Source organism: Enterococcus sp. DA9 (assembly GCF_008000875.1).
GTDB classification, from domain to species: Bacteria; Bacillota; Bacilli; order Lactobacillales; family Enterococcaceae; genus Enterococcus_B; species Enterococcus_B lactis.
Genome location: NZ_CP042839.1, coordinates 2235344 through 2255367, shown reverse-complemented (window position 1 = coordinate 2255367; position 20024 = coordinate 2235344). Strand labels below are relative to the sequence as shown.

19 protein-coding genes are annotated in these 20024 nt (G+C 38.6%); 14 read left to right on the top strand and 5 right to left on the bottom strand.

Going from position 1 to position 20024, the window contains the following annotated elements:
* The first annotated feature begins 34 nt into the window (after positions 1-34).
* From recQ to holA, 14 genes are all read left to right on the top strand, one after another.
* Positions 35-1834 carry a DNA helicase RecQ gene (recQ, locus tag FTX43_RS11790; RefSeq protein ID WP_080491756.1) on the top strand — a complete coding sequence of 600 codons (1800 nt, stop codon included), beginning with the start codon at positions 35-37 and terminating at the stop codon, positions 1832-1834.
* An 85-nt stretch (positions 1835-1919) separates the two neighbouring features.
* Positions 1920-2222 (top strand): YlaN family protein, encoded by a 303-nt coding sequence (locus FTX43_RS11785; protein WP_002292202.1) that lies wholly within the window; start codon positions 1920-1922, stop codon positions 2220-2222.
* 2 nt (positions 2223-2224) lie between these two features.
* On the top strand, positions 2225-3388 hold the full coding sequence (locus tag FTX43_RS11780) for an FtsW/RodA/SpoVE family cell cycle protein (RefSeq protein ID WP_002309450.1): 1164 nt from the start codon (positions 2225-2227) through the stop codon (positions 3386-3388).
* 25 nt (positions 3389-3413) lie between these two features.
* Entirely contained in the window at positions 3414-6842 is a 3429-nt protein-coding gene (locus tag FTX43_RS11775) for a pyruvate carboxylase (RefSeq protein WP_073490572.1), read from the top strand.
* 20 nt (positions 6843-6862) lie between these two features.
* On the top strand, positions 6863-7987 hold the full coding sequence (locus tag FTX43_RS11770; protein ID WP_073490573.1) for a CAP-associated domain-containing protein: 1125 nt from the start codon (positions 6863-6865) through the stop codon (positions 7985-7987).
* Entirely contained in the window at positions 7968-8408 is a 441-nt protein-coding gene (locus FTX43_RS11765) for a YlbF family regulator (RefSeq protein ID WP_002335024.1), read from the top strand. The genes FTX43_RS11770 and FTX43_RS11765 overlap by 20 nt, the downstream gene beginning before the upstream one ends.
* The gene (locus FTX43_RS11760; RefSeq protein WP_002309446.1) at positions 8398-8736 is read left to right on the top strand and encodes a YlbG family protein; all 339 of its coding nucleotides are present in this window, start codon (positions 8398-8400) and stop codon (positions 8734-8736) included. Before FTX43_RS11765 ends, FTX43_RS11760 begins: the two co-directional genes overlap by 11 nt.
* Before the next feature lie 130 nt (positions 8737-8866).
* The gene (gene rsmD / locus FTX43_RS11755; RefSeq protein WP_002309445.1) at positions 8867-9424 is read left to right on the top strand and encodes a 16S rRNA (guanine(966)-N(2))-methyltransferase RsmD; all 558 of its coding nucleotides are present in this window, start codon (positions 8867-8869) and stop codon (positions 9422-9424) included.
* Positions 9424-9915, top strand: a complete 492-nt coding sequence (coaD, locus tag FTX43_RS11750; RefSeq protein ID WP_002309444.1) for a pantetheine-phosphate adenylyltransferase — start codon at positions 9424-9426, stop codon at positions 9913-9915. Before rsmD ends, coaD begins: the two co-directional genes overlap by 1 nt.
* On the top strand, positions 9905-10948 hold the full coding sequence (locus FTX43_RS11745; RefSeq protein WP_002309443.1) for a SepM family pheromone-processing serine protease: 1044 nt from the start codon (positions 9905-9907) through the stop codon (positions 10946-10948). The genes coaD and FTX43_RS11745 overlap by 11 nt, the downstream gene beginning before the upstream one ends.
* Before the next feature lie 429 nt (positions 10949-11377).
* Positions 11378-11956, top strand: a complete 579-nt coding sequence (locus FTX43_RS11740) for a helix-hairpin-helix domain-containing protein (RefSeq protein ID WP_225479099.1) — start codon at positions 11378-11380, stop codon at positions 11954-11956.
* Positions 11957-12135: 179 nt separating this feature from the next.
* On the top strand, positions 12136-12675 hold the full coding sequence (locus tag FTX43_RS11735; RefSeq protein WP_002309439.1) for a ComE operon protein 2: 540 nt from the start codon (positions 12136-12138) through the stop codon (positions 12673-12675).
* The gene (locus tag FTX43_RS11730; protein ID WP_047929581.1) at positions 12668-14941 is read left to right on the top strand and encodes a DNA internalization-related competence protein ComEC/Rec2; all 2274 of its coding nucleotides are present in this window, start codon (positions 12668-12670) and stop codon (positions 14939-14941) included. Before FTX43_RS11735 ends, FTX43_RS11730 begins: the two co-directional genes overlap by 8 nt.
* A 36-nt stretch (positions 14942-14977) precedes the next feature.
* A complete protein-coding gene (gene holA, locus FTX43_RS11725) occupies positions 14978-16024 on the top strand; it encodes a DNA polymerase III subunit delta (RefSeq protein ID WP_002335668.1) in 1047 nt (348 codons plus the stop codon).
* Between the two features lie 87 nt (positions 16025-16111).
* On the opposite strand, the gene rpsT is transcribed toward holA, so the two are convergent.
* From rpsT to FTX43_RS11705, 5 genes are all read right to left on the bottom strand, one after another.
* Complete coding sequence (rpsT, locus tag FTX43_RS11720; RefSeq protein WP_002292188.1) at positions 16112-16366, bottom strand: 30S ribosomal protein S20; 255 nt, start codon at positions 16364-16366, stop codon at positions 16112-16114.
* Positions 16367-16764: 398 nt separating this feature from the next.
* Positions 16765-17034, bottom strand: coding sequence for a hypothetical protein (locus tag FTX43_RS11715; protein WP_002289125.1), 270 nt, complete (start codon positions 17032-17034; stop codon positions 16765-16767).
* Between the two features lie 244 nt (positions 17035-17278).
* Positions 17279-17407 (bottom strand): hypothetical protein, encoded by a 129-nt coding sequence (locus FTX43_RS15280; RefSeq protein ID WP_002292186.1) that lies wholly within the window; start codon positions 17405-17407, stop codon positions 17279-17281.
* Positions 17408-17487: 80 nt separating this feature from the next.
* Positions 17488-17943 (bottom strand): DUF441 domain-containing protein, encoded by a 456-nt coding sequence (locus tag FTX43_RS11710; RefSeq protein WP_002292185.1) that lies wholly within the window; start codon positions 17941-17943, stop codon positions 17488-17490.
* Between the two features lie 132 nt (positions 17944-18075).
* Positions 18076-20004 (bottom strand): heavy metal translocating P-type ATPase, encoded by a 1929-nt coding sequence (locus FTX43_RS11705; protein WP_047929583.1) that lies wholly within the window; start codon positions 20002-20004, stop codon positions 18076-18078.
* Between the last annotated feature and the right edge of the window lie 20 nt (positions 20005-20024).

The window sequence follows — 20024 nt, the reverse complement described above, 5'->3', positions numbered from 1 at the left end:
CCGAAGTAAAATGGCAAGGGAAAGGAGCGGGAAGATGAACGACTTATTAAAACAATACTTTGGTTATGATAAGTTTAGACCTGGTCAAAAAGAAATTATCCAGAAAGTCATTGATCAGGAAAATGTATTAGGGATCATGCCTACCGGAAGTGGGAAATCAATCTGTTACCAGCTTCCATCTTTACTATTAGATGGGCTTACTGTGGTTGTATCCCCTTTGATCTCTCTGATGAAGGATCAGGTGGATGCAGCAAATCAATTAGGTATACCCGCCACTTTTATCAATAGCTCGTTAGATGGTTACGAAACAGCTAGGCGCTTCCAAGAAATCGATAGGCAGCAGTATCGTTTACTTTATATTGCTCCAGAACGTTTTATCATGCCGGATTTCATTCAAGCGATGAATCGATGGAACGTCTGTATGATTGCCATTGACGAGGCGCATTGTATCTCTCAGTGGGGGCATGATTTCCGTCCAAGTTATTTACAAATGGCGAAACAGCTAAATCAACTGCCAAATCGACCTGTTATTGTTGCACTGACAGCTACAGCAACTATACAAGTAGCCGCTGACATAAAACGACTTTTAAAAATCCCTGACGGCAATCACATCCAGACTGGTTTTGAACGGGAAAATCTCCGCTTTCAAGTAGTGAAAGACCAAAAAAAAGAACAGTATCTAGTCGAGTATTTGAAAATCAACAAAAATCAATCTGGTATTATTTATGCAGCGACGAGAAAAGAAGTAGACCGAATCTATCATTTGCTTAAAAAATTTGGATTTTCTATAGGCAGATATCATGGTGGCCTAAATGAGAATGAACGAACGGCAATGCAAGAGGCCTTTTTATACGATCGCTTACAGCTAATCGTAGCGACCAATGCATTCGGCATGGGCATAAATAAAAGCAATGTCCGTTTTGTTGTCCATTATCAAATCCCTGGCTCTCTAGAAGCATACTATCAGGAAGCTGGTCGTGCGGGAAGAGATGGTCTTTCCAGTGAAGCCATCCTGCTTTTCGCTCCTCAAGATACTCAGGTCCAAAAGTTTTTTATCCAGCAGTCCCAAAGAGAAGAGGAGCAAAAGCAAAAAGAATATGAAAAATTAAAAGCGATGACAGAATACGCGTATATAGAATCCTGTCTTCAGCAATACATCCTAAACTATTTTGGCGAGACAAGCAGTCCGTGCAATCGTTGTGGTAACTGTTTAGATGATAGAGAAATAGTAGAAGTAACGACACAAGCACAGATGGTCCTTTCTTGTTTGAAACGTATGGGGGAGAATTATGGCAAGCAGATGCTAATGAAAGTCTTAGCAGGATCGAAAGAACAAAAGCTGCGAGCCTTAGGGTTTGAACGTTTATCTACCTATGGACTGATGAAAAATCAATCGCAAAAAGAAACGATGCAGTTGATTGAATATTTGATATCGAATGGCTATCTTCTGACCGTTAATGGAGAATATCCTATCTTGAAAGTAACAGAAAGAGGGATCCAAGTATTAAAAGGACAAGAAGCTGTTTATCGAAAGGAACCCAAGAAAGTCCAGCAGCTGTCGGATGAAGAGACCGATACACTATTTGAAGTGTTGCGGGAACTTCGAACGGATCTAGCATCAGAAGCAGGCGTTCCCCCGTATGTCGTATTTTCAGATTCCACCTTGAAAGAAATGAGCCGAATACGTCCATCAAGCAGACTGGAGATGCTTCAGATAAAGGGAGTTGGTCAAAGCAAGCTTGATAAATACGGAGAAGCCTTTTTATCTCGGATAAAAAATATGGATCCTAATGTTCTGGATAAGCAAGAAGGACCATTACGTAAAAATGAATAAAAACAACTGGTTAAATCTGTTTTTTTGCTCCCTATGAAAATGAAATATGTTATAATTGAGGAATTAGAACGGGAGGTAAGCACAGATGGATTCTTTGTCGAAAAAACTTGCGATCCAAGTATTAAATGATGAAGCAGAACGGATCAAACGATTAATCCGAAACCAAAATAACAGTCTCTGTATCTCGCAATGCAAAGCCTTCGAAGAAGTGGTAGATACACAGATGTACGGTTTCTCCCAGCAAGTCGGGTTTGCTGTTCGTATAGGAGTAATCGAAAAAAACGAGGGGCAGCTGATGTTAAGTGAGCTGGAACGAGAATTGAATCAGTTATACAGTGAGGTTTACCAAGAAAATTATGATAAAAAAGAAGTTGGCAAGGAGGAATAGACTTGCCTAAGAAAGTAAAAAAAAGGCATCTATTAGACTATAGTATCTTGATTCCCTATTTGATTTTATGTGTTTTGGGTTTGATCATGGTATATAGTTCTACGTCGTATCTATTATTAGAAAACGGACAAAATCCGTCCGCATCAGTCATTAACCAAAGTATTTTTTGGGTGCTCAGCTTGATTGCTATCGCACTACTCTACAAAATGAAAACAGATGTTTTGAAAAACCAGCGTTTAATCATGGCAGCCATCGCAGTTTTGACGATTTTGCTGCTAATCGTTGTGTTTTTCGGTAAAGAAATCAATGGTGCAAAAGGTTGGCTTCAAATTGCAGGATTTTCGATCCAACCTGCCGAATACCTAAAGATTATTTCTATCTGGTATCTGTCTCTGACTTTATCAAAAAGGCAAAACAGTGTACAAAAAGATTTCCTAGGGACTGTAAAACGTCCACTTGCAATGGTTATCGGACTGACTGCTTTGGTCGCTATCCTTCCCGATTTTGGGAATGCGGCAGTTATCTTTTTGATTATTTTGGTTCTGCTTTTAGCCAGCGGAGTCAATTATGTGTATACTTTGATTGTAGGAGTAGGCGGTTTTTGTTTAAGTACTTTTACGATTTGGCTAATCAATATTACAAACGGAAAAATCTTGCCTGGGCGTTTACAGTATATCTATAATCGCTTTGCTATTTACCAAAATCCTTTCTCGGATGAATTAAATAAAGGCCATCAATTAGTTAACGGCTACTATGCCATGTTCAATGGCGGGTTATTTGGCAGAGGGTTAGGTAACAGTATCCAGAAAAAGGGATTTTTACAAGAAGCACAAACCGATTTTATCTATGCAATCGTAGTGGAAGAGCTCGGAGTGATTATGGGGATTTTGATATTAGCGTTGCTATTCTTTATGATCGTGCGCATTATTCTTGTAGGGATTCGTTCAAGAGATCCGTTCAATTCGCTTTTGTGCATTGGGATCGGCGCAATGTTTTTGATCCAAGTGTTTGTCAATCTGGGAGGAATCACTGGTGTCATTCCTCTGACAGGGATTACATTCCCATTCTTAAGTCAAGGAGGATCCAGTTTGCTGATGCTTTCGATCTGTGTCGGCTTTGTCCTTAACATTAGTGCGGATGAAAAACGCAAGAGCTTAGGTTTATAATAAAAAAAGATGTAGGAGTGGTTCGATGAAAAAAGTTTTAGTTGCTAACAGGGGTGAAATCGCTGTACGTGTATTTCGTGCTTGTACAGAATTAGGAATTAAAACTGTTGGAATCTATGCAGAAGAAGATGAATATTCCGTACACCGTTTTAAAGCGGACGAAGCATATTTAGTAGGACAAGGAAAAAAACCGATTGATGCGTACCTAGATATTGAAGGAATCATCTCGATCGCGAAAGAATGCGGGGCTGATGCCATTCATCCTGGTTATGGTCTTTTATCGGAAAACTTGAATTTTGCGCAACGGTGCGAGGAAGAGGGCATCACTTTTGTTGGACCCAAACTGCATCATTTGGATATTTTTGGAGATAAAATCAAAGCAAAAGCTGCAGCCATCGAAGCAGGAATTGCCTCAATTCCAGGTACAGATGGTCCAATCGCTTCTGTAGACGATGCATTGGAATTTGCTGAACGATTCGGTTATCCGATTATGATCAAGGCAGCTCTAGGCGGCGGAGGTCGCGGAATGCGTGTGGCTCATGATGAAAAGAGTGCAAGAGAAGGTTACGAACGTGCAAAAAGCGAAGCAAAAGCTGCCTTTGGTAGCGATGAAGTGTATGTTGAAAAATACATCGCCAATCCTAAGCATATCGAAGTACAGATTCTTGGTGACACACATGGAAACGTCATCCATCTTTTCGAAAGAGACTGTTCTGTTCAGCGTCGCCACCAAAAAGTAGTAGAAGTAGCGCCTTGTGTCTCTATGAACGAACAGCAACGTCAAAAAATTTGTCAGGCAGCTGTCCAATTGATGAAACATGTTGGGTATGTCAATGCGGGTACGGTAGAATTTCTTGTTGAAGGAGATGATTTTTACTTTATCGAAGTCAATCCTCGCGTCCAAGTGGAACATACGATCACAGAAATGATTACAGATATTGATATCGTGACAACGCAACTATTGATTGCCCAAGGGCTAGATTTGCATAAAGAAATCGGATTGCCTCAGCAAGAAGAAATCAAATTGAATGGGTCAGCTATTCAATGCCGAATCACTACGGAAGACCCGTTGAATAACTTTTTACCAGACACAGGAAAAATCGATACGTATCGTTCACCTGGCGGATTTGGCGTACGTCTGGATGTAGGGAATGCTTACGCTGGCTATGTGGTGACGCCGTATTTTGATTCATTGTTAGTAAAAGTATGTACGCATGGCGCTACTTTTGAAACAGCCATTCAGAAAATGGAACGTTGCTTGAAAGAATTCAGGATCCGTGGAGTAAAAACAAATATTCCATTTATGCTAAATGTCATCACACATCCTGAATTCCAATCAGGAAATGCAAAAACAACTTTTATCGATAGTACAGCAACATTATTTGAATTTCCTCGACTACGAGACCGCGGAAATAAAACGATGAAATATATCGGTGAAATTACTGTCAATGGTTTTCCAGGTATCGAAAGTGGCGAAAAACCATTCTATGAAGAACCACGTATGCCTAAAGATCTAATCACAAGAACTGATTACGTAACGGCTAAGAACGTCTTAGATGCAAATGGTGCCGATGCTTTGGTCGAATGGATCAAAGGACAGGAAAATTTATTGTTGACGGATACGACATTTAGAGACGCCCATCAAAGTCTGCTAGCAACTCGTGTTCGGACAAAGGATTTCAAGCAGATTGCACGCTTAACGGGAGAAGGTCTTCCTGAACTCTTTTCAAGTGAGATGTGGGGGGGAGCAACATTTGATGTGGCTTACCGCTTTTTGAATGAAGATCCTTGGCAACGATTGAGAAAAATCCGTTCTTTAATGCCTAATACATTGCTGCAAATGCTTTTCAGGGGATCAAATGCCGTTGGGTATTCTAATTATCCTGACAATGTACTGGTGGAATTTGTCAAAGAAGCAGCAGCACAAGGGATTGATGTTTTCCGAATCTTTGATAGTCTGAACTGGACTCCTCAAATGGAAAAAAGTATCCAAGCTGTACGGGATACTGGTAAAATCGCAGAGGCAGCTATCTGCTATACTGGCGATATCAACGATCCAAGCCGAGCAAAATACAATGTTCAGTATTATAAAGACATGGCAAAAGAACTAGAACAATTGGGTGCGCATATCATTGCAATCAAAGATATGGCTGGATTGCTTAAACCGCAAGCAGCTTATCGCTTGATTAGTGAATTGAAAGAAACGACGGATCTGCCAATCCATCTGCATACTCATGATACTAGTGGAAACGGGATTATCACTTATTCCGCTGCTTCAAAAGCAGGAGTAGATATCGTTGACGTAGCAATGAGTGCAATGAGTGGGAACACGAGTCAGCCTAGCATGAGCAGCTTGTATTATGCGCTGGTCAATGGGCCACGGCTGCCAGAAATCACAATTGAAAATGCACAGAAATTGAACCATTATTGGGAAGATGTGCGTATGTATTACAAACCATTTGAAAATGGCTTGAATGCTCCTGAAACAGAAGTATATATGCATGAGATGCCAGGAGGACAGTATTCGAATCTGCAGCAACAGGCAAAAGCTGTCGGACTAGGTCATCGCTGGGATGAAATCAAACAAATGTACCATACTGTCAATTTGATGTTTGGCGATATCGTTAAAGTAACTCCATCATCTAAAGTCGTAGGAGATATGGCACTATTCATGGTCCAAAATGATCTCACAGAAGAAGACATCTATGAAAAAGGCGAAACACTAAGTTTCCCTGAATCTGTAGTAACTTTCTTCCAAGGAGAACTAGGGCAACCAGTCGGCGGATTTCCTGAAAAACTGCAAAAGATCATTCTTAAGGGCAGACCCGCGTTGAGTGAACGTCCAGGTCTATTGGCGAAATCAGTCGATTTCAACGAAGTGAAAAAAGAATTGGCAGAAAAAATCGGCTATGAACCAAAACAAGACGAAGTATTAAGTTATTTGATGTATCCGCAAGTCTTTTTGGACTATCAAAAAGCGTACAATCAATTTGGCGATGTTACATTACTGGATACACCAACATTCTTCCAAGGGATACGTTTAGGTGAAACAATCAATGTACAAATCGAACGTGGAAAAACGCTTATCATTCGTTTAGATGAAATCGGAGAACCCGATATCGAAGGAAATCGCGTACTGTTCTTCAATTTGAATGGGCAAAGACGTGAAATCACTATCAAAGATAATTCAATCATCAGTGCGGTCCAAACTCGATTGAAAGCTGAACCAACAAATCGAGAACAAATCGGAGCAACGATGTCTGGTTCTGTGCTTGATGTATTAGTGAAAAAAGGGGATAACGTCAAAAAAGGCGACACGTTGATGATTACTGAAGCAATGAAAATGGAAACAGCCATCGAAGCACGTTTTGACGGAGAAGTCGCACATGTATATGTATCTTCAGGAGACACGATTTCATCTGGCGACCTTTTGATTGAAGTGACTGAAAAATAATAAGTGAAAGGTGGGGAAATATGAAAAGACTGGGTTTGTTTTGGCTGATTCTGCTATTAGTTATTGCGGCATTCTATATGGAACCAGTCTTGTTCCCGCCAAAACTTGAAGTGAAGGAAAACTCTGATCAACAACTCTCAAATCAAATGACAACGTGGAAATACCAGGAGCTTAAAGCAACTGGTTTTTCTACTTATATTGGAAAACCGATCGAACAGCTAGAAAAAGATTTTGGACCATCCTATGATCGATTAACTAGTGGGTTTGGTTTTGAAACAAGATATTATGAAAACAAAGCCAGTCATCTCACTTTTGAAGTGAATGTCCAAGATAGCATGGTCACAACTGTTAAAGTACTGCAAACAGGACCTGCTGATATCACGCCGTTTTATTTAGGGATGACGATGCAGGACCTAACAAAGCTCACGACTATCTATACTAATTTCACTTTTGAGTATCATGACACAGAAGTTGGAATCGAACTGATGGAAGAGGATATGAATTATCGTCCACTGATTGCTTTTGATAACGACACTTTTGCTATTTTGTTTTTTGATCAAACAACTAACGGTCTGTTTTCAGTTGTATATTTAGATAAAGATAGTCTTTTGAAACTTTTACCGTATCAAGTGTTTGGTGAAGGTCTCCCACATTATGAAGCAGATAAATCGGCTGACTGGGAATCGATCAATCGCGGTAAAGAACGAAAAAGTACGACTTTACTAAACATGCTTAGAAGAGAAGACGAACTTCCTATATACAACCAACCACTTGCCTTTCAAAACCACAGTCGGCTGCTGCTACATGATTTCTTGACAAAGCCTGAAGAAATCTTGTCAGACGAACGTATGGCTGATTGGCAAAAATCGCTAGGTAGTGGACAAACGATAACGAAATTTTCCTTGACGAATGATGAATTGGAGAAGTTAATCAGTAAACAGAAATTAGAAAATACTAGTGGACTGTTTATTCATCCAGCAATCGACGCTACTTTTTCGTTTTTATATTGGTACAGCGATCCATATAATCATGACCGCTTTATGGATCCGGGAACGGATTCATTAGGCATTGCTTTTTCTAAAGAAAATATGTTAGTCTTATTGCAAGAAGAAAACGAAGAAAGTAGTGATAGCAGTGATCGTTAATGAAGAGCTGTTTCAACTGGAGGATCAATGCCTCCGAGTCGCTGAAATGATAAAAAAGAGTAAAACGATGGCTTCTTATTTCAAACATAAACAATCAATGAAAGAATCTGCAGAAGTCTGCCAATTAAAAGAAGCGTTCCTGTCGCAGAAAAAGGTGTTTGAAAATGTAGCGGCATACGGTGAATATGCACCTGATTACCGTGAAAAAAAACGTGCTCTTCGAAAAGCAAAAAGACAGCTTGATCTGAATGAGCATGTCGCAGCTTTTAGGTATAGTGAAACACAGTTACAAAGTCTGTTGGATCAAATTGTCCAAGCACTTGCTGAAGAAGTTTCTAATGAAATCAAGGTAGATGCAGGTAGTCCGTTCTTTGAAACGAAAAAACACTTTGGATGCGGAGGGAATTGTCATGCAAGTTGACAATAGTGAATTTGAAATAATAAAACGACGCGGGCTGATCGTATGGGTCTACAGCTTAAAACAATTAAAGAATCTAAAAAAGTTCGGCTTGTTGCATTATGTCTCAAGAAAAATGAAATATGTCGTTCTTTACTTGAATGAAGAGACATTTGAAGAGACAGAAGAACGAATCCGTAAATTACATTTTGTTCGAAACGTAGAACGTTCTTACCGACCAGATATCGAAATGAATTTTGCTGATAAAATAGGTAATAAAACGGTATTAAAAGAAGAAGGTTTCGAAATCGAAGAGCTGAATACAGAAATCCGATTAGCTGAACATCTTTAAAAATCTCTTATGAGCAGTTTTTTAATAGAAAAATAACTTGGACAACTATCAAAAATTGATCATTGTCCAAGTATTTTTTTGTCTTTTTTTTGGTATACTAGTACCAGTACCATTTCTAAGGAGTGAGTAGATGCGGATAATATCAGGAAATTATGGCGGACGCCGCTTAAAAAGTTTAGCAGGGGCGAATACCAGACCAACTACAGATAAAGTAAAAGAATCCATATTCAATATGATTGGACCCTATTTTGATGGAGAGACAGTATTGGATCTGTTTGCAGGAAGCGGAGGTTTAGCTATCGAAGCCGTATCCAGAGGCTGTAGTCATGCAGTATGCGTAGACAAAAATTACCAAGCGCTAAAAATCATTAAAGAAAACATCGAGATTACGAAAGAACCAGAGAAGTTTACCACAATAAAACTTGATGCGGACAAAGCAATCGAACGGCTAGCAACAGAGAAACAACAATTTGATTACTTGTTTCTTGATCCGCCGTATGCAAAACAAAAAATCATTGATCAAATCCATAAAATGGAAGAACTGGGACTTTTTTCTAAAACCGCAGTTATCGTATGCGAAACGGATAAAACAGTCGAATTGCCAGAATCTGTGGCTGGATTTCATCAAATAAGAAAACAGATTTATGGCATAACAGCTGTGACTATCTATAGAAAAGAGGGAAAATGATGAAACGTGCATTATTCCCAGGAAGTTTTGATCCTTTTACAAAAGGACACTTAGATACAGTGGAGCGTGCGGCTAAATTATTCGATGAGGTGGTAATTGGTGTTTTTATCAATACTTCAAAGAACAGTTTGTTTCCTCCAGAAGAAAGAATGACATTGATTGCAAAAGCTGTGGCACATCTTCCTAATGTAAAAGTCATACATCAGGAAAATCAATTGACAGTGGAAACGGCAAAAGAAATCGGCGCGGATGCCTTGGTCAGAGGAATACGGAGTATCAAAGACTTCGAATATGAACGAGAAATCGCTCAGATGAACCATCATCTAAACGAGGAATTGGAAACGGTGTTCTTATTGGCAAAACCAGAATATAGCCATGTCAGTTCCAGTATTTTAAAAGAAGTACTGCACTTTGGTGGAGACGTGAGCAGTTATTTACCGCCAGTTATCAACGAAGCTCTAGCTGGAAAGCGTGAATCAAATGAAAGCTAAACAATGGTTCAAAACAGTACTGATTATCATATTTGGAATGTTGATCATCGGATTTGTAGTAGTTCCTCTGCCATATTATGTGGAATCACCAGGAGCAACGATTGATCTGAAAGAATTAATTACAGTCAATGACAAAGAAGACAAAGGTTCTGGCTCTTTCTCTCTTACATCCGTCGGTATCAGGCAAGCTACCGGATTTTTGGCTCTAAAGGCTAAACTAGCCCCCTTTGAAGAATTGATTAGTAAAGAAGAATTGACTGGTGGGGCAACAAATGAAGAATATAATCAAATGCAACAGTATTATATGGATTCTTCCCAAAACGCAGCAATCGAACAAGCGTTGAAGCTTGCAGGCAAGCCTTATAAAATGGAATTCAAAGGCGTATATGTCATGAGCGTAGAGAAGACATCGAACTTTTTTGGCAAGCTTTCAGTAGGAGATACAGTAACAAAAGTAGACGGCAAAAGCTTTCAAAGTACAGAAGCATTTATGGATTATGTAAAAAGCCAAAAAGTTGGACAAACAATCGAAATCAGTTATTTGCATAATGGTGAAGAAAAAACAGCTTCTGGTGATCTGATTGAGTTGCCAACAGATAAAAAGGCAGGAATAGGCATCACACTTACTGATCATACAGAGATCGAATCAGATACAGATGTTCGCATTAATTCTGGCTCTATTGGTGGGCCGTCAGCAGGATTGATGTTCACTTTAGAAATCTATGAACAGGTCACTGGTAAAAATTTGCGACATGGTAAGCAAATTGCCGGAACTGGAACGATCAACAGCGAAGGAGAAGTCGGCCGAATCGGAGGAATCGATAAAAAAGTAGCAAGCGCGGATAAAGCCGGTGTAGAGATTTTCTTTGCACCAGATGATACGATCTCAGACGATGTTAAGAAAGAATATCCTGAAATAAAAACCAACTATGAAGAAGCAAAAGCCGCTGCCAAAAAATTGAATTCCTCTATGAAAATCGTACCAGTAAAAACAGTACAAGATGCGCTTGACTATCTAGAGAAAATGAAATGAACCAATTAAAAAAATTGTGAAAAAGCTACTCTGTATCAAGTAATAAGAATAGCTACGCAAAAACAGCTTCTCCTCTTTTGTTTGGATTTATTTACTGCAGATGCAAGCTTTTGAGCTAATTGACTACTATTTATTTTGAATAAGGGATTGTGACATATTTTCTGTCACAATCCTTTTTTTTCGTCAAAATATCTTTCTGCTAAAAAAAAAGAAAAAATTGACGTAATTAGATGTTGAAGGGACGATTTTGTCAGAGCACATTGTTTCTTCGATTTCAAATGAAAGGAGAAATGAATGGTTTTTACTGATCATTCTTTGTAAAAAGAAATAATGATAGAAAAAATCAACAAGAAAATACTCACCTCCCCTAAGTTAATCGTTTTTATGTCTACGGTAGTTCTTATTTTTTGTATAGTCAGTGGTTTTTTATTGTCAAATCTGTTATTTCATAGAGAACCAGAAGAAATCGCTGCAAAAGAAATACTTTCTCCATTTAGTTCCAGTGAAGAAAATCAATTGCCTGAAGGAAATACTGTAGAAGAGGATGCTCGTCCAAAGGTTATGTATACCGATATCAAAGGAAGTGTGAAGGAGCCTGGTATCTATTCATTTTCTTCAGAAGAACGGGTCTATGATGTACTAAAGCGCGCAGGAGGATTATTAGAAGAAGCGGATAGCGATCGAATCAACTTTTCTGCGAAGATAGAAGATCAGCAAGTCCTATATATCCCTGCTGTAGGTGAAGAGCCGCCGGAACATCTTAATCAGTCAGCATCCCCCGAAGGAAAACAGTCTACAGCAGATACCGAGCCTTCAAAAATAAATATCAATACAGCCAGTCCCTCAGAACTCCAGCAGATTCCTGGGATCGGATCAGTCAAGGCGCAAGAAATCATTCGATTTAGAGAAGAAAACGGATCATTCCAGAAAGTGGAAGACTTGCAGGAGATCTCTGGTATCGGTGAAAAGACAGTTGAAAAACTAAAAAACTTCGTTACAATTAAATAGAATGATTCAGAACCAACTGAAAAGAGCAATAAATGGAGGCTAATGGATGACGGGCTTCATTTCGGCAGTGAAGCATATGCTCTTTTGTCAGACATGATGATTCGGTATATTTAAAGAATATTTTGTTTAAGCAATGGAGTGCTTTTTTGACCAACTTGAAAAAACGGAGGAATGTAACCATGTTAGAAAAATCTTCAAAACCATGCGATACGAACAAAGAAAAAATTACTGATAAGACTCAAAACAAACGCATTCCCTGGGACCAGTATTTTATGGCTCAGGCGGTATTGTTATCTTTACGCAGCACGTGTACACGTTTAGAAGTAGGAGCGACACTTGTTAGGGAAAAACGGATCATTGCTGGCGGCTATAATGGAGCAGTCAGTGGAGATGTCCACTGCATAGATGAAGGCTGCTATATTGTAGATGGACACTGTTTGCGAACGATCCATGCAGAGATGAACGCGCTGCTACAGTGCGCGAAACTCGGTATCCCGACGGAAGGTTCGGAAATCTATGTCACACATTTTCCATGTTTAGCTTGTACAAAAGCTTTGCTGCAAGCTGGTGTTAAAGGAATCAATTATCTCCATGACTATCGAAATGATCCGTATGCTCAAGCGTTGATTGAACAATTAGGCATATCTGTACACCAAGTTGCTTTAGACTCGCAGCATTTTTCAAAACTTCAAAATGAATTAACAGGAAAACATGTCTAGCGTTTTAGAAAGGCATGTTCGAAATCGGTTGATTTTTCCGGCAATTACGTCGATGATTATTTGTTTGTTGTATGATACGGACAATTGGATTTATCGTTTGTTTCTTGCCGGAATTTTTTTGTGGTTTTCGCTAAAAGAAGGACGTTTTATCGCGTACTTCTGTATTGTGGGTAGCATAATGGTATCCGTTTCTTATAAGCTACAAGAATATTCATTTTTAGAGGAAAAAGAAACAGCTGCGCAAGTGACTTTATCTACAGATACGATTCGTGCGAATGGCAGTTTTTTGACAATGGAAGGAAGATTGTCAGAGAGTAAACAGAAGGTACAGCTTTCTTATCAAGTAAACACCGAAGAGGAATTGAAAACTTGGCTTGGATTCCGAGGGAAGGGGATAGAATTGACAGCTGAAGGCGAGTTTATTTCTCCCGAAAAAAAGCGAAATCCTTATACTTTTGACCAAGAAGCTTACTTCAGGAACCATAGAATCTCTGGTCGATTCCAAATTCAAAGGGTCGAAAAAATCACCATACAAAATCTTTGGCGAAATTGGCTCCAGAGAAAAAGAGGCGCTTTTATTTCTTTTGTCCAATCTGAATTTCCGCAAAAAACAAGTGTATATATCAATTCTTTATTATGGGGCTATAAAGATTCAGGTTTCAGAGAATCAGAAGAAATTTTTAGGGAGAGTGGTTTGCTGCATCTATTCAGCCTATCGGGATTACACATCCAATTTTATTTAGGGTGGCTGTATTATTTGTTTCGACGTATCGGATGGCCACTGCACGTCAGCATCATTCCGTTGAGCCTGCTAACTATCTGTTATGTTTCTCTTGCAGGCAGTTCTATTTCTGTCTTGCGTGCTAGTCTGTTGTTTTTATTGCGGTTGCTAGTCAAATTATTGAATAAACGTTACTCCTCTATGGACTTATTTGCAGTTGTCTTTTGGCTTCTTTTGCTATTTGATCCTCGATTTCTTTTTCATGCGGGCGGGCAGCTTAGTTTTTTCATGAGTTTTTTGTTTATCCTGATTTCTTTTGATGGAGATTGGATGAAAAAAACGGCTTCTCATGTCCTATTTACCATGATCACGATGCCGTTGATTGTATGGCATTTTTATGAGTGGCCTCTTTTAGGCAGTCTTTTTACATTACTGGTTGCACCAGTATTCAAGTTTCTTTTTCTTCCTAGTGTGTTCTTTCTGACGCTTTTCAATCGCTGGTTGCCGAGAACCTTACTTTTGCTGATAGAAGAGGGACTGATCTTGTTTGAACGAATGATCGATTCGTTTTCAGGATCGACTCTTGTTATAGGGCGTCTACCTCTTGTGCTATCAGGGGTATATATTTTCGGATTACTGATTTGTATGGATAGATTGAACGAGCAGCCGATGAAACTCTTGTTTTATGTTGGTCTGTTTTCTTTGATGCTATTGACTTTGCCATTTTTACGTTTTTCTTCAACGATCGCTTTTATCGATGTTGGTCAAGGAGATAGTATCTTTTTGCAAAGTCCTTTTCGAAAAGAAACGATTTTGATTGATACGGGGGGGAAGTTACACTTTGAAAGGGAAAAGTGGGCGCAAGGTATTGCACGACCTCCTGCTGAAAGGAATATCGTTCCATACCTAAAAGGACAGGGAATAAGTGTGATCGATAAACTCATCTTGACACACGACGATACGGATCATGTGGGAGAATTGTCCACATTATCTCAGCATTTCACCATCAAAAAAATTTATATTGGCTGGGGCGCTGGACGAAATGAACCGTTGCGAAGGCATTTAACAGAAGCTCAAAAAAATGGCACTAAAATCATTGAAGTCAAACATGGCGACAGGATCAAAGGCTATTATGATCTTTATGTATTGACCCCTTTTGAAAAGGGAGAAGGAAGAAATGAAGATTCAATTGGTTTATGGACGGAATATAACAATAGCCGTTTTTTGTTTTTAGGTGATTTGAATCAAGCGATGGAAGAACAGTTGCTTTCTATTTATCCTAATTTGAAAGCCGACGTAGTCAAATTAGGTCACCACGGTAGCCGCACATCAAGTAATACGGATTTTCTTTCCCGTATTGAAGCGAAACATGGAATTATATCCTGCGGAGTAAATAATCGTTATGGTCACCCTCACAGCGAAGTATTGGAGGCACTAGAAGAAAATCAGATAAGAACATGGCGAACCGATCAGCAAGGAATGATCACCTATCGCTGGCATCCAGTTTTTCATCCTCATGGTCTAGTGGAAACAATGATAGACTAGTAATTCTCATCTTCTCATGGTAGGATAATTTTGAAAGTGGTGAGTAATTTGAGTATACAAGCAGAGTTACAAAAAATACGTAAAGAAAAACTTGCATCTTGTTACTTGATCTTAGGAACAGAAAAGTTTCTCCAAGATCAAGTTCGGGCAGAAATAGTTAAAAAAATCAAATTAGAGGGCGAAGATGATTTAAATTTTTTAAGTTTTGACATGGAAAATGCAAGTTTAGAGGAGGTAGTGGCTGAAGCAGAGACATTGCCGTTTTTCGGAGATCAACGATTAGTATTTGTGGAGAACCCATATTTTTTAACAGGTGAGAAAGTAAACAATGGGATCGAACAAAATACTGATTTACTGACAGCTTATTTGAAAGAACCACTAGAATCGACTGTATTAGTATTTTTTGCACCATATGAAAAGTTGGATGAACGGAAAAAAGTAACGAAACAATTGAAAAAAACAGCAACCATCATCAACGTCCAACAGTTGAATGAAAAAGAAGTACGTCAATATCTGATGAATACCTTAGAGAACTCCTCCATCAAAATGGAACGCAACGCCATTGATTTATTCTTGCGGTTGACTGACTTAGATTTATCCAAAATGATGAGAGAGTTACAGAAATTAATTCTTTATGGACAAAATCAACAGCAGATCACTGTTCGAGAAGTAGAACAATTAGTTCCTAAAACATTGGAACATAATATTTTTGACATGACCCAATATATTTTAAAAGGGAAGACAGAACAAGCCTTGCGTTTATATGAAGATTTAGTCATGCAAGGGGAGGAAACAATCAAAATCAATGCGATTTTACTTTCTCAATTACGTTTGTTTTTACAGACAAAATTTCTTGTAAAGATTGGCTATCAGCAGGCCAATATTGCAGAAACATTAAAAATCCATCCTTACCGTGTAAAACTTGCCATGCAAGAAGTAAGGAAATTCGATGAACAGTTGCTAGTACAATTATTTGATCAATTAGTCGAAATGGATTATCAAATCAAAACGGGGCAAATCGAAAAAGAATTAAGTTTTCAACTTTTCGTTTTGCGCACAGGGCAGTTGTTGAGAAATCGATAGGAAGAAAGAAGAAGCCAAAAGCATGCAAGAATACCGGTTGCTTTTGGTTTTTTTGACAAATAAAAAAACCGGCCGAAGCCGATTCTTTTACTTAGCGATTTTTTTGCTTAAACGAGATTTGTCGCGGTTAGCTTTGTTTTTGTGGATTAGACCTTTTGATTCAGCCATATCAATAGCTTTAACAGCTTCTTTATATAACGCATCTACGTTGTCAGCACCTGAAGCTACAGCATCTTCAAATTTTTTGATTGCAGTACGCATAGCGCTTGTTTGAGATGAATTTTTCACATTAGCGTTTTCGCTTGTACGAACACGTTTGATTGCAGATTCAATGTTTGGCATTAGTTTCACCTCCGATAACTTAAGTTCTTACGCGTGTGACCGCATAATTCAACATTCATTATTATACCTAAAGGCAGCGCGCTTTGCAATATGAACATGACAAGTTTTTTTCCTTAACAGTCTTTTATTTAAACTTTTTATCAGTAAAAACAGATAAATCAAGCTGAAAAAATCAAAAAGACGCTATTGTGGGAGGCAATAGCGTCAAACCAAACTAGATTTTTATTTATCTATTTAAACAAAGATTGAATGGGAATGTTTGGTACTAAGTCATTATATAACAAAGAGAACCGTTTGCAAAGTTTTTTTTGAAAAGGGATACGATTCCCTATTGTTCTTTGTTTTTCTATTAAGAAACTGCAGTTATTTTATAACCAGTCACCTTTGATCGGTAAAGGTTATTCTGGTGTACCGATTATTTTAATATATTCATCAATATTTTTTATCAACATTTTTTTAATGACTAACTGATTTCGACGGTTCCATTTGCCACTTACTTCCAGTACATATTTATTTAGTGGCAAACGTAAGATGTACTTTGCCAAATAGCGATCTTTAAGCAGTCCATTGATCACACGGTCCTCAAGCTGCAAGTTGATTCCAGTCAGCATCATTGGCTGTTCTTGTAAAACATACGTATCAATTAAAAGACCTTCAAAAGTTTCCACAAGCGTCTTCCTTTCTTTCCAAAGTAACCTGAAAACAGGTACTGTTTCTTCCATTTTGATATTCGTTAAAGCGGATGCAATCATTCCTTCTTTTGTCCACTGTAATCTAGTATAACAAAAAAGAGGAGAAGAGCCAAAAAGAAAAAAGTGCATCGATTTCAATAGGGAATCTCATTCGCTCGCTCCTTGTTTAAAAAAAGCCCCTGCATCGCAGGAGCATCCCTATATCATTCTAATAGGTCAATCAAAAAGCAGTATCTAACACATTTTGTATCAAATCAGGAAATAAAAGATAAGCTAAGCCTAGAATCAAAAGTACCGCTAAAAGAAACCAGCCAATTGTTCCTATGAAATACTTCAATTTTTCGAACATTGTATCACCTCGTTGTCAGTATATCACGGATCAGTAAATTGGGGGTATTAAGAATCTCCTAAAAATAGGCAAAATTTGATCTATTTTCCTAAAGCAAATACTTGTAAGATACAATAAGTAATGCCAGAAGCAATGACTGGTCCGGCGGCGATTCCTCTTAAGAAGACAACACCTAAAATCGTGCCAAAAACAAGCGCAACAGTGATTTGCGGATCAGAAGCAATCAATCCTACGCCCTTGGAAGATAAGACAGCCACTAGCCCACCGCAAAAAACAGCTACCCAGCCGATAGGGGATTTAAAGGCTTCTAATAAATCACGTAGACCGATTTCTCCTGTTGCGATAGGGATCAGAATAGCTGCAGTGATGATCGTCACACCAATATTGATTCCTTTGCCTTGAAGCCAAGGGAAAAAGGAACGGGAGGTTGGTATGAGCTTCATAATCAACACAAAAGCTGCCGCTAACATCAGACTTTGATTCTTAGCTAAAATTGCTACAAGTAAAATAATTCCTAAAAAAAGCCAACTTTCCATAAAATATATTCCTCACTTTCTTCGAAACAATCATAACATCTTTTTGGAAAGTTGCAAAAGTAGGAATTCATCCTTCAAGACCTATTCATAAGCTGTTTTTTTCATAAAATAAAATTATAAAAAACACTTCGCTTATTTGACAGAAGACAGCCGCGCTTTGTATAGTGGACAAGACTTACATTTTTTTGAAGAATCAGAAAGAGCAGGTAAAGGTCTTAGTAAACGCAAGCCATTCAGAATAACCAATATTGTGCTTCCTTCGTGTCCTACAACTCCAAGAGGTAGATTTAAAAATTGCAGGAAGTTAGAAGCAATCAACAAGAGAATAACAAGAATCGAAAAAATAATATTTTGTTTGATGATCCGCCGCATTTTTAAAGACAGCCGATGACTGTAGACAAATTTATCTAAGTCATTTTTCATTAAGACGATGTCTGCGATATCCATAGCGGCGTCTGTTCCTTGTCCCATAGCGATACCTAATGAAGCAGCTGCTAAAGCAGGCGCATCATTGACTCCATCACCAACCATCGCATTTACTTGGTAAAGTTCATTTTCTTTTTTGACTAGTTGTGTTTTTTCTTCCGGAGTACAGCTTGCATAGTAATGTTCGATCCCTACTTGTTCAGCAATAGCCTTTGCTGTGCCAGAATGGTCGCCAGTTATCATACTTGTATGGATGTTTTGGGATTTAAAGTAAGAAATCACCTGTTGGGCATTTGCTTTTGGAATATCCAACAGACCTAAAACAGCGATTAACTGTTGATCTTTAGACAGATAGATTACAGTTTTTCCTTGATTTTCTAAACGTTCGATCATTTCCTCAATCTCTTTGCTGATTCTCATCGTCTCAGGATCATAAGCGTGTTTGCCAACTTTCCATTGCGCACCTAAATAGGTAGTTTGTAAGCCAAAACCAGTAATTTCTTCTATTGATAGGGATTGGATTGCTTCGGGTATTGTGCAATCGAAATATTGTAAAATCGCATGAGCAAGAGGGTGTGTCGTTTTTTGTTCCATAGCAACAAGAAGTTGTTGTGCCAAATCCTTCTCATCAAAGAAAAAGCTGTCAGTCACAACTGGTTTTCCTTTAGTGAGTGTTCCTGTTTTATCAAAGGCAATCGCTTTTAATTCAGAAAGCTTCTCTAAATGAATCCCGCCTTTGATTAGAATCCCATTTTTTGCAGAATTTGAAAGAGCAGCTAGAGAAGCAGGAGTAGCAGATGCGACAAGCGCACAAGGAGAAGCCACGACTAGTAATACCATTCCTCGATAAAAGCTTTCATCCCAACTCCAACCTAAGAAAAAGTGGGGGAGAAGGATCATTAGAGGCACAGCAAGCAAAATCAATTTTACATAATTGTTTTCGATCCGTTCGATAAATGAAGCTGTTTGAGTTGGCGTATTCTGTGCTTCTTCCACTAATTGGATAATCTTAGCAAAGACGGTTTCGGCACTCGTTTTTGTTACTCGAATCGTAATGGGATTTCCTTGATTCAGCGTTCCTGCAAACATCTCATCTCCTAAATATTTTTCTACAGGTACAGATTCACCGCTTAATGCAGACTCATCGATCGTTGCCTGTGTGCTTTCTAAACAACCATCGATCGGAACAGCCGCTCCTTTAGCGACGAACACCAAGTCATCCACCTTTAATTGCGAAACATCTACTTCTTGCATTTGTCCGTTTTCTTTTAGTAACTGAGCTTTTTGTGGCTGAAGATTCATCAAAGCGGTAATTTCTTTTTGACTTTTATTGGTCGTGTATTCCTCTAATGCACCGCTTAAACAAAAGATGAATGTCAACATTGCTCCCTCAAAGTAATTACCAATCAAACAGGCACCGATAGCAGCTAAAGCCATCAATAAGTCCACATTCAGTGTTCGGTCATTCCACAATTCTTTCAAGCCTTCCGATGTTTGTTTGTATCCACCGATGATAATAGCGCTGATATAAAAAAGCGAGGTGATGGTAAGAGAGAATCGGTCGAAAATAAAACCGGCAATCATAAATAAAAGACAGCCAATTGTTGCTGCAAAAGCTTTTTTCTGATTAATCATCGTTATCAGTCCTCCTTGTC

Coding starts and splice junctions, on each gene's coding strand:
- FTX43_RS11770 (WP_073490573.1), top strand. CDS start 6,863: ATGAAAAGACTGGGTTTGTTTTGGCTGATTCTGCTATTAGTTATTGCG.
- FTX43_RS11735 (WP_002309439.1), top strand. CDS start 12,136: ATGTTAGAAAAATCTTCAAAACCATGCGATACGAACAAAGAAAAAATT.
- FTX43_RS15280 (WP_002292186.1), bottom strand. CDS start 17,407: ATGTTCGAAAAATTGAAGTATTTCATAGGAACAATTGGCTGGTTTCTT.
- FTX43_RS11705 (WP_047929583.1), bottom strand. CDS start 20,004: ATGATTAATCAGAAAAAAGCTTTTGCAGCAACAATTGGCTGTCTTTTA.
- FTX43_RS11775 (WP_073490572.1), top strand. CDS start 3,414: ATGAAAAAAGTTTTAGTTGCTAACAGGGGTGAAATCGCTGTACGTGTA.
- rpsT (WP_002292188.1), bottom strand. CDS start 16,366: ATGCCAAACATTGAATCTGCAATCAAACGTGTTCGTACAAGCGAAAAC.
- rsmD (WP_002309445.1), top strand. CDS start 8,867: ATGCGGATAATATCAGGAAATTATGGCGGACGCCGCTTAAAAAGTTTA.
- FTX43_RS11745 (WP_002309443.1), top strand. CDS start 9,905: ATGAAAGCTAAACAATGGTTCAAAACAGTACTGATTATCATATTTGGA.
- FTX43_RS11730 (WP_047929581.1), top strand. CDS start 12,668: ATGTCTAGCGTTTTAGAAAGGCATGTTCGAAATCGGTTGATTTTTCCG.
- coaD (WP_002309444.1), top strand. CDS start 9,424: ATGAAACGTGCATTATTCCCAGGAAGTTTTGATCCTTTTACAAAAGGA.
- FTX43_RS11710 (WP_002292185.1), bottom strand. CDS start 17,943: ATGGAAAGTTGGCTTTTTTTAGGAATTATTTTACTTGTAGCAATTTTA.
- recQ (WP_080491756.1), top strand. CDS start 35: ATGAACGACTTATTAAAACAATACTTTGGTTATGATAAGTTTAGACCT.
- FTX43_RS11785 (WP_002292202.1), top strand. CDS start 1,920: ATGGATTCTTTGTCGAAAAAACTTGCGATCCAAGTATTAAATGATGAA.
- FTX43_RS11760 (WP_002309446.1), top strand. CDS start 8,398: ATGCAAGTTGACAATAGTGAATTTGAAATAATAAAACGACGCGGGCTG.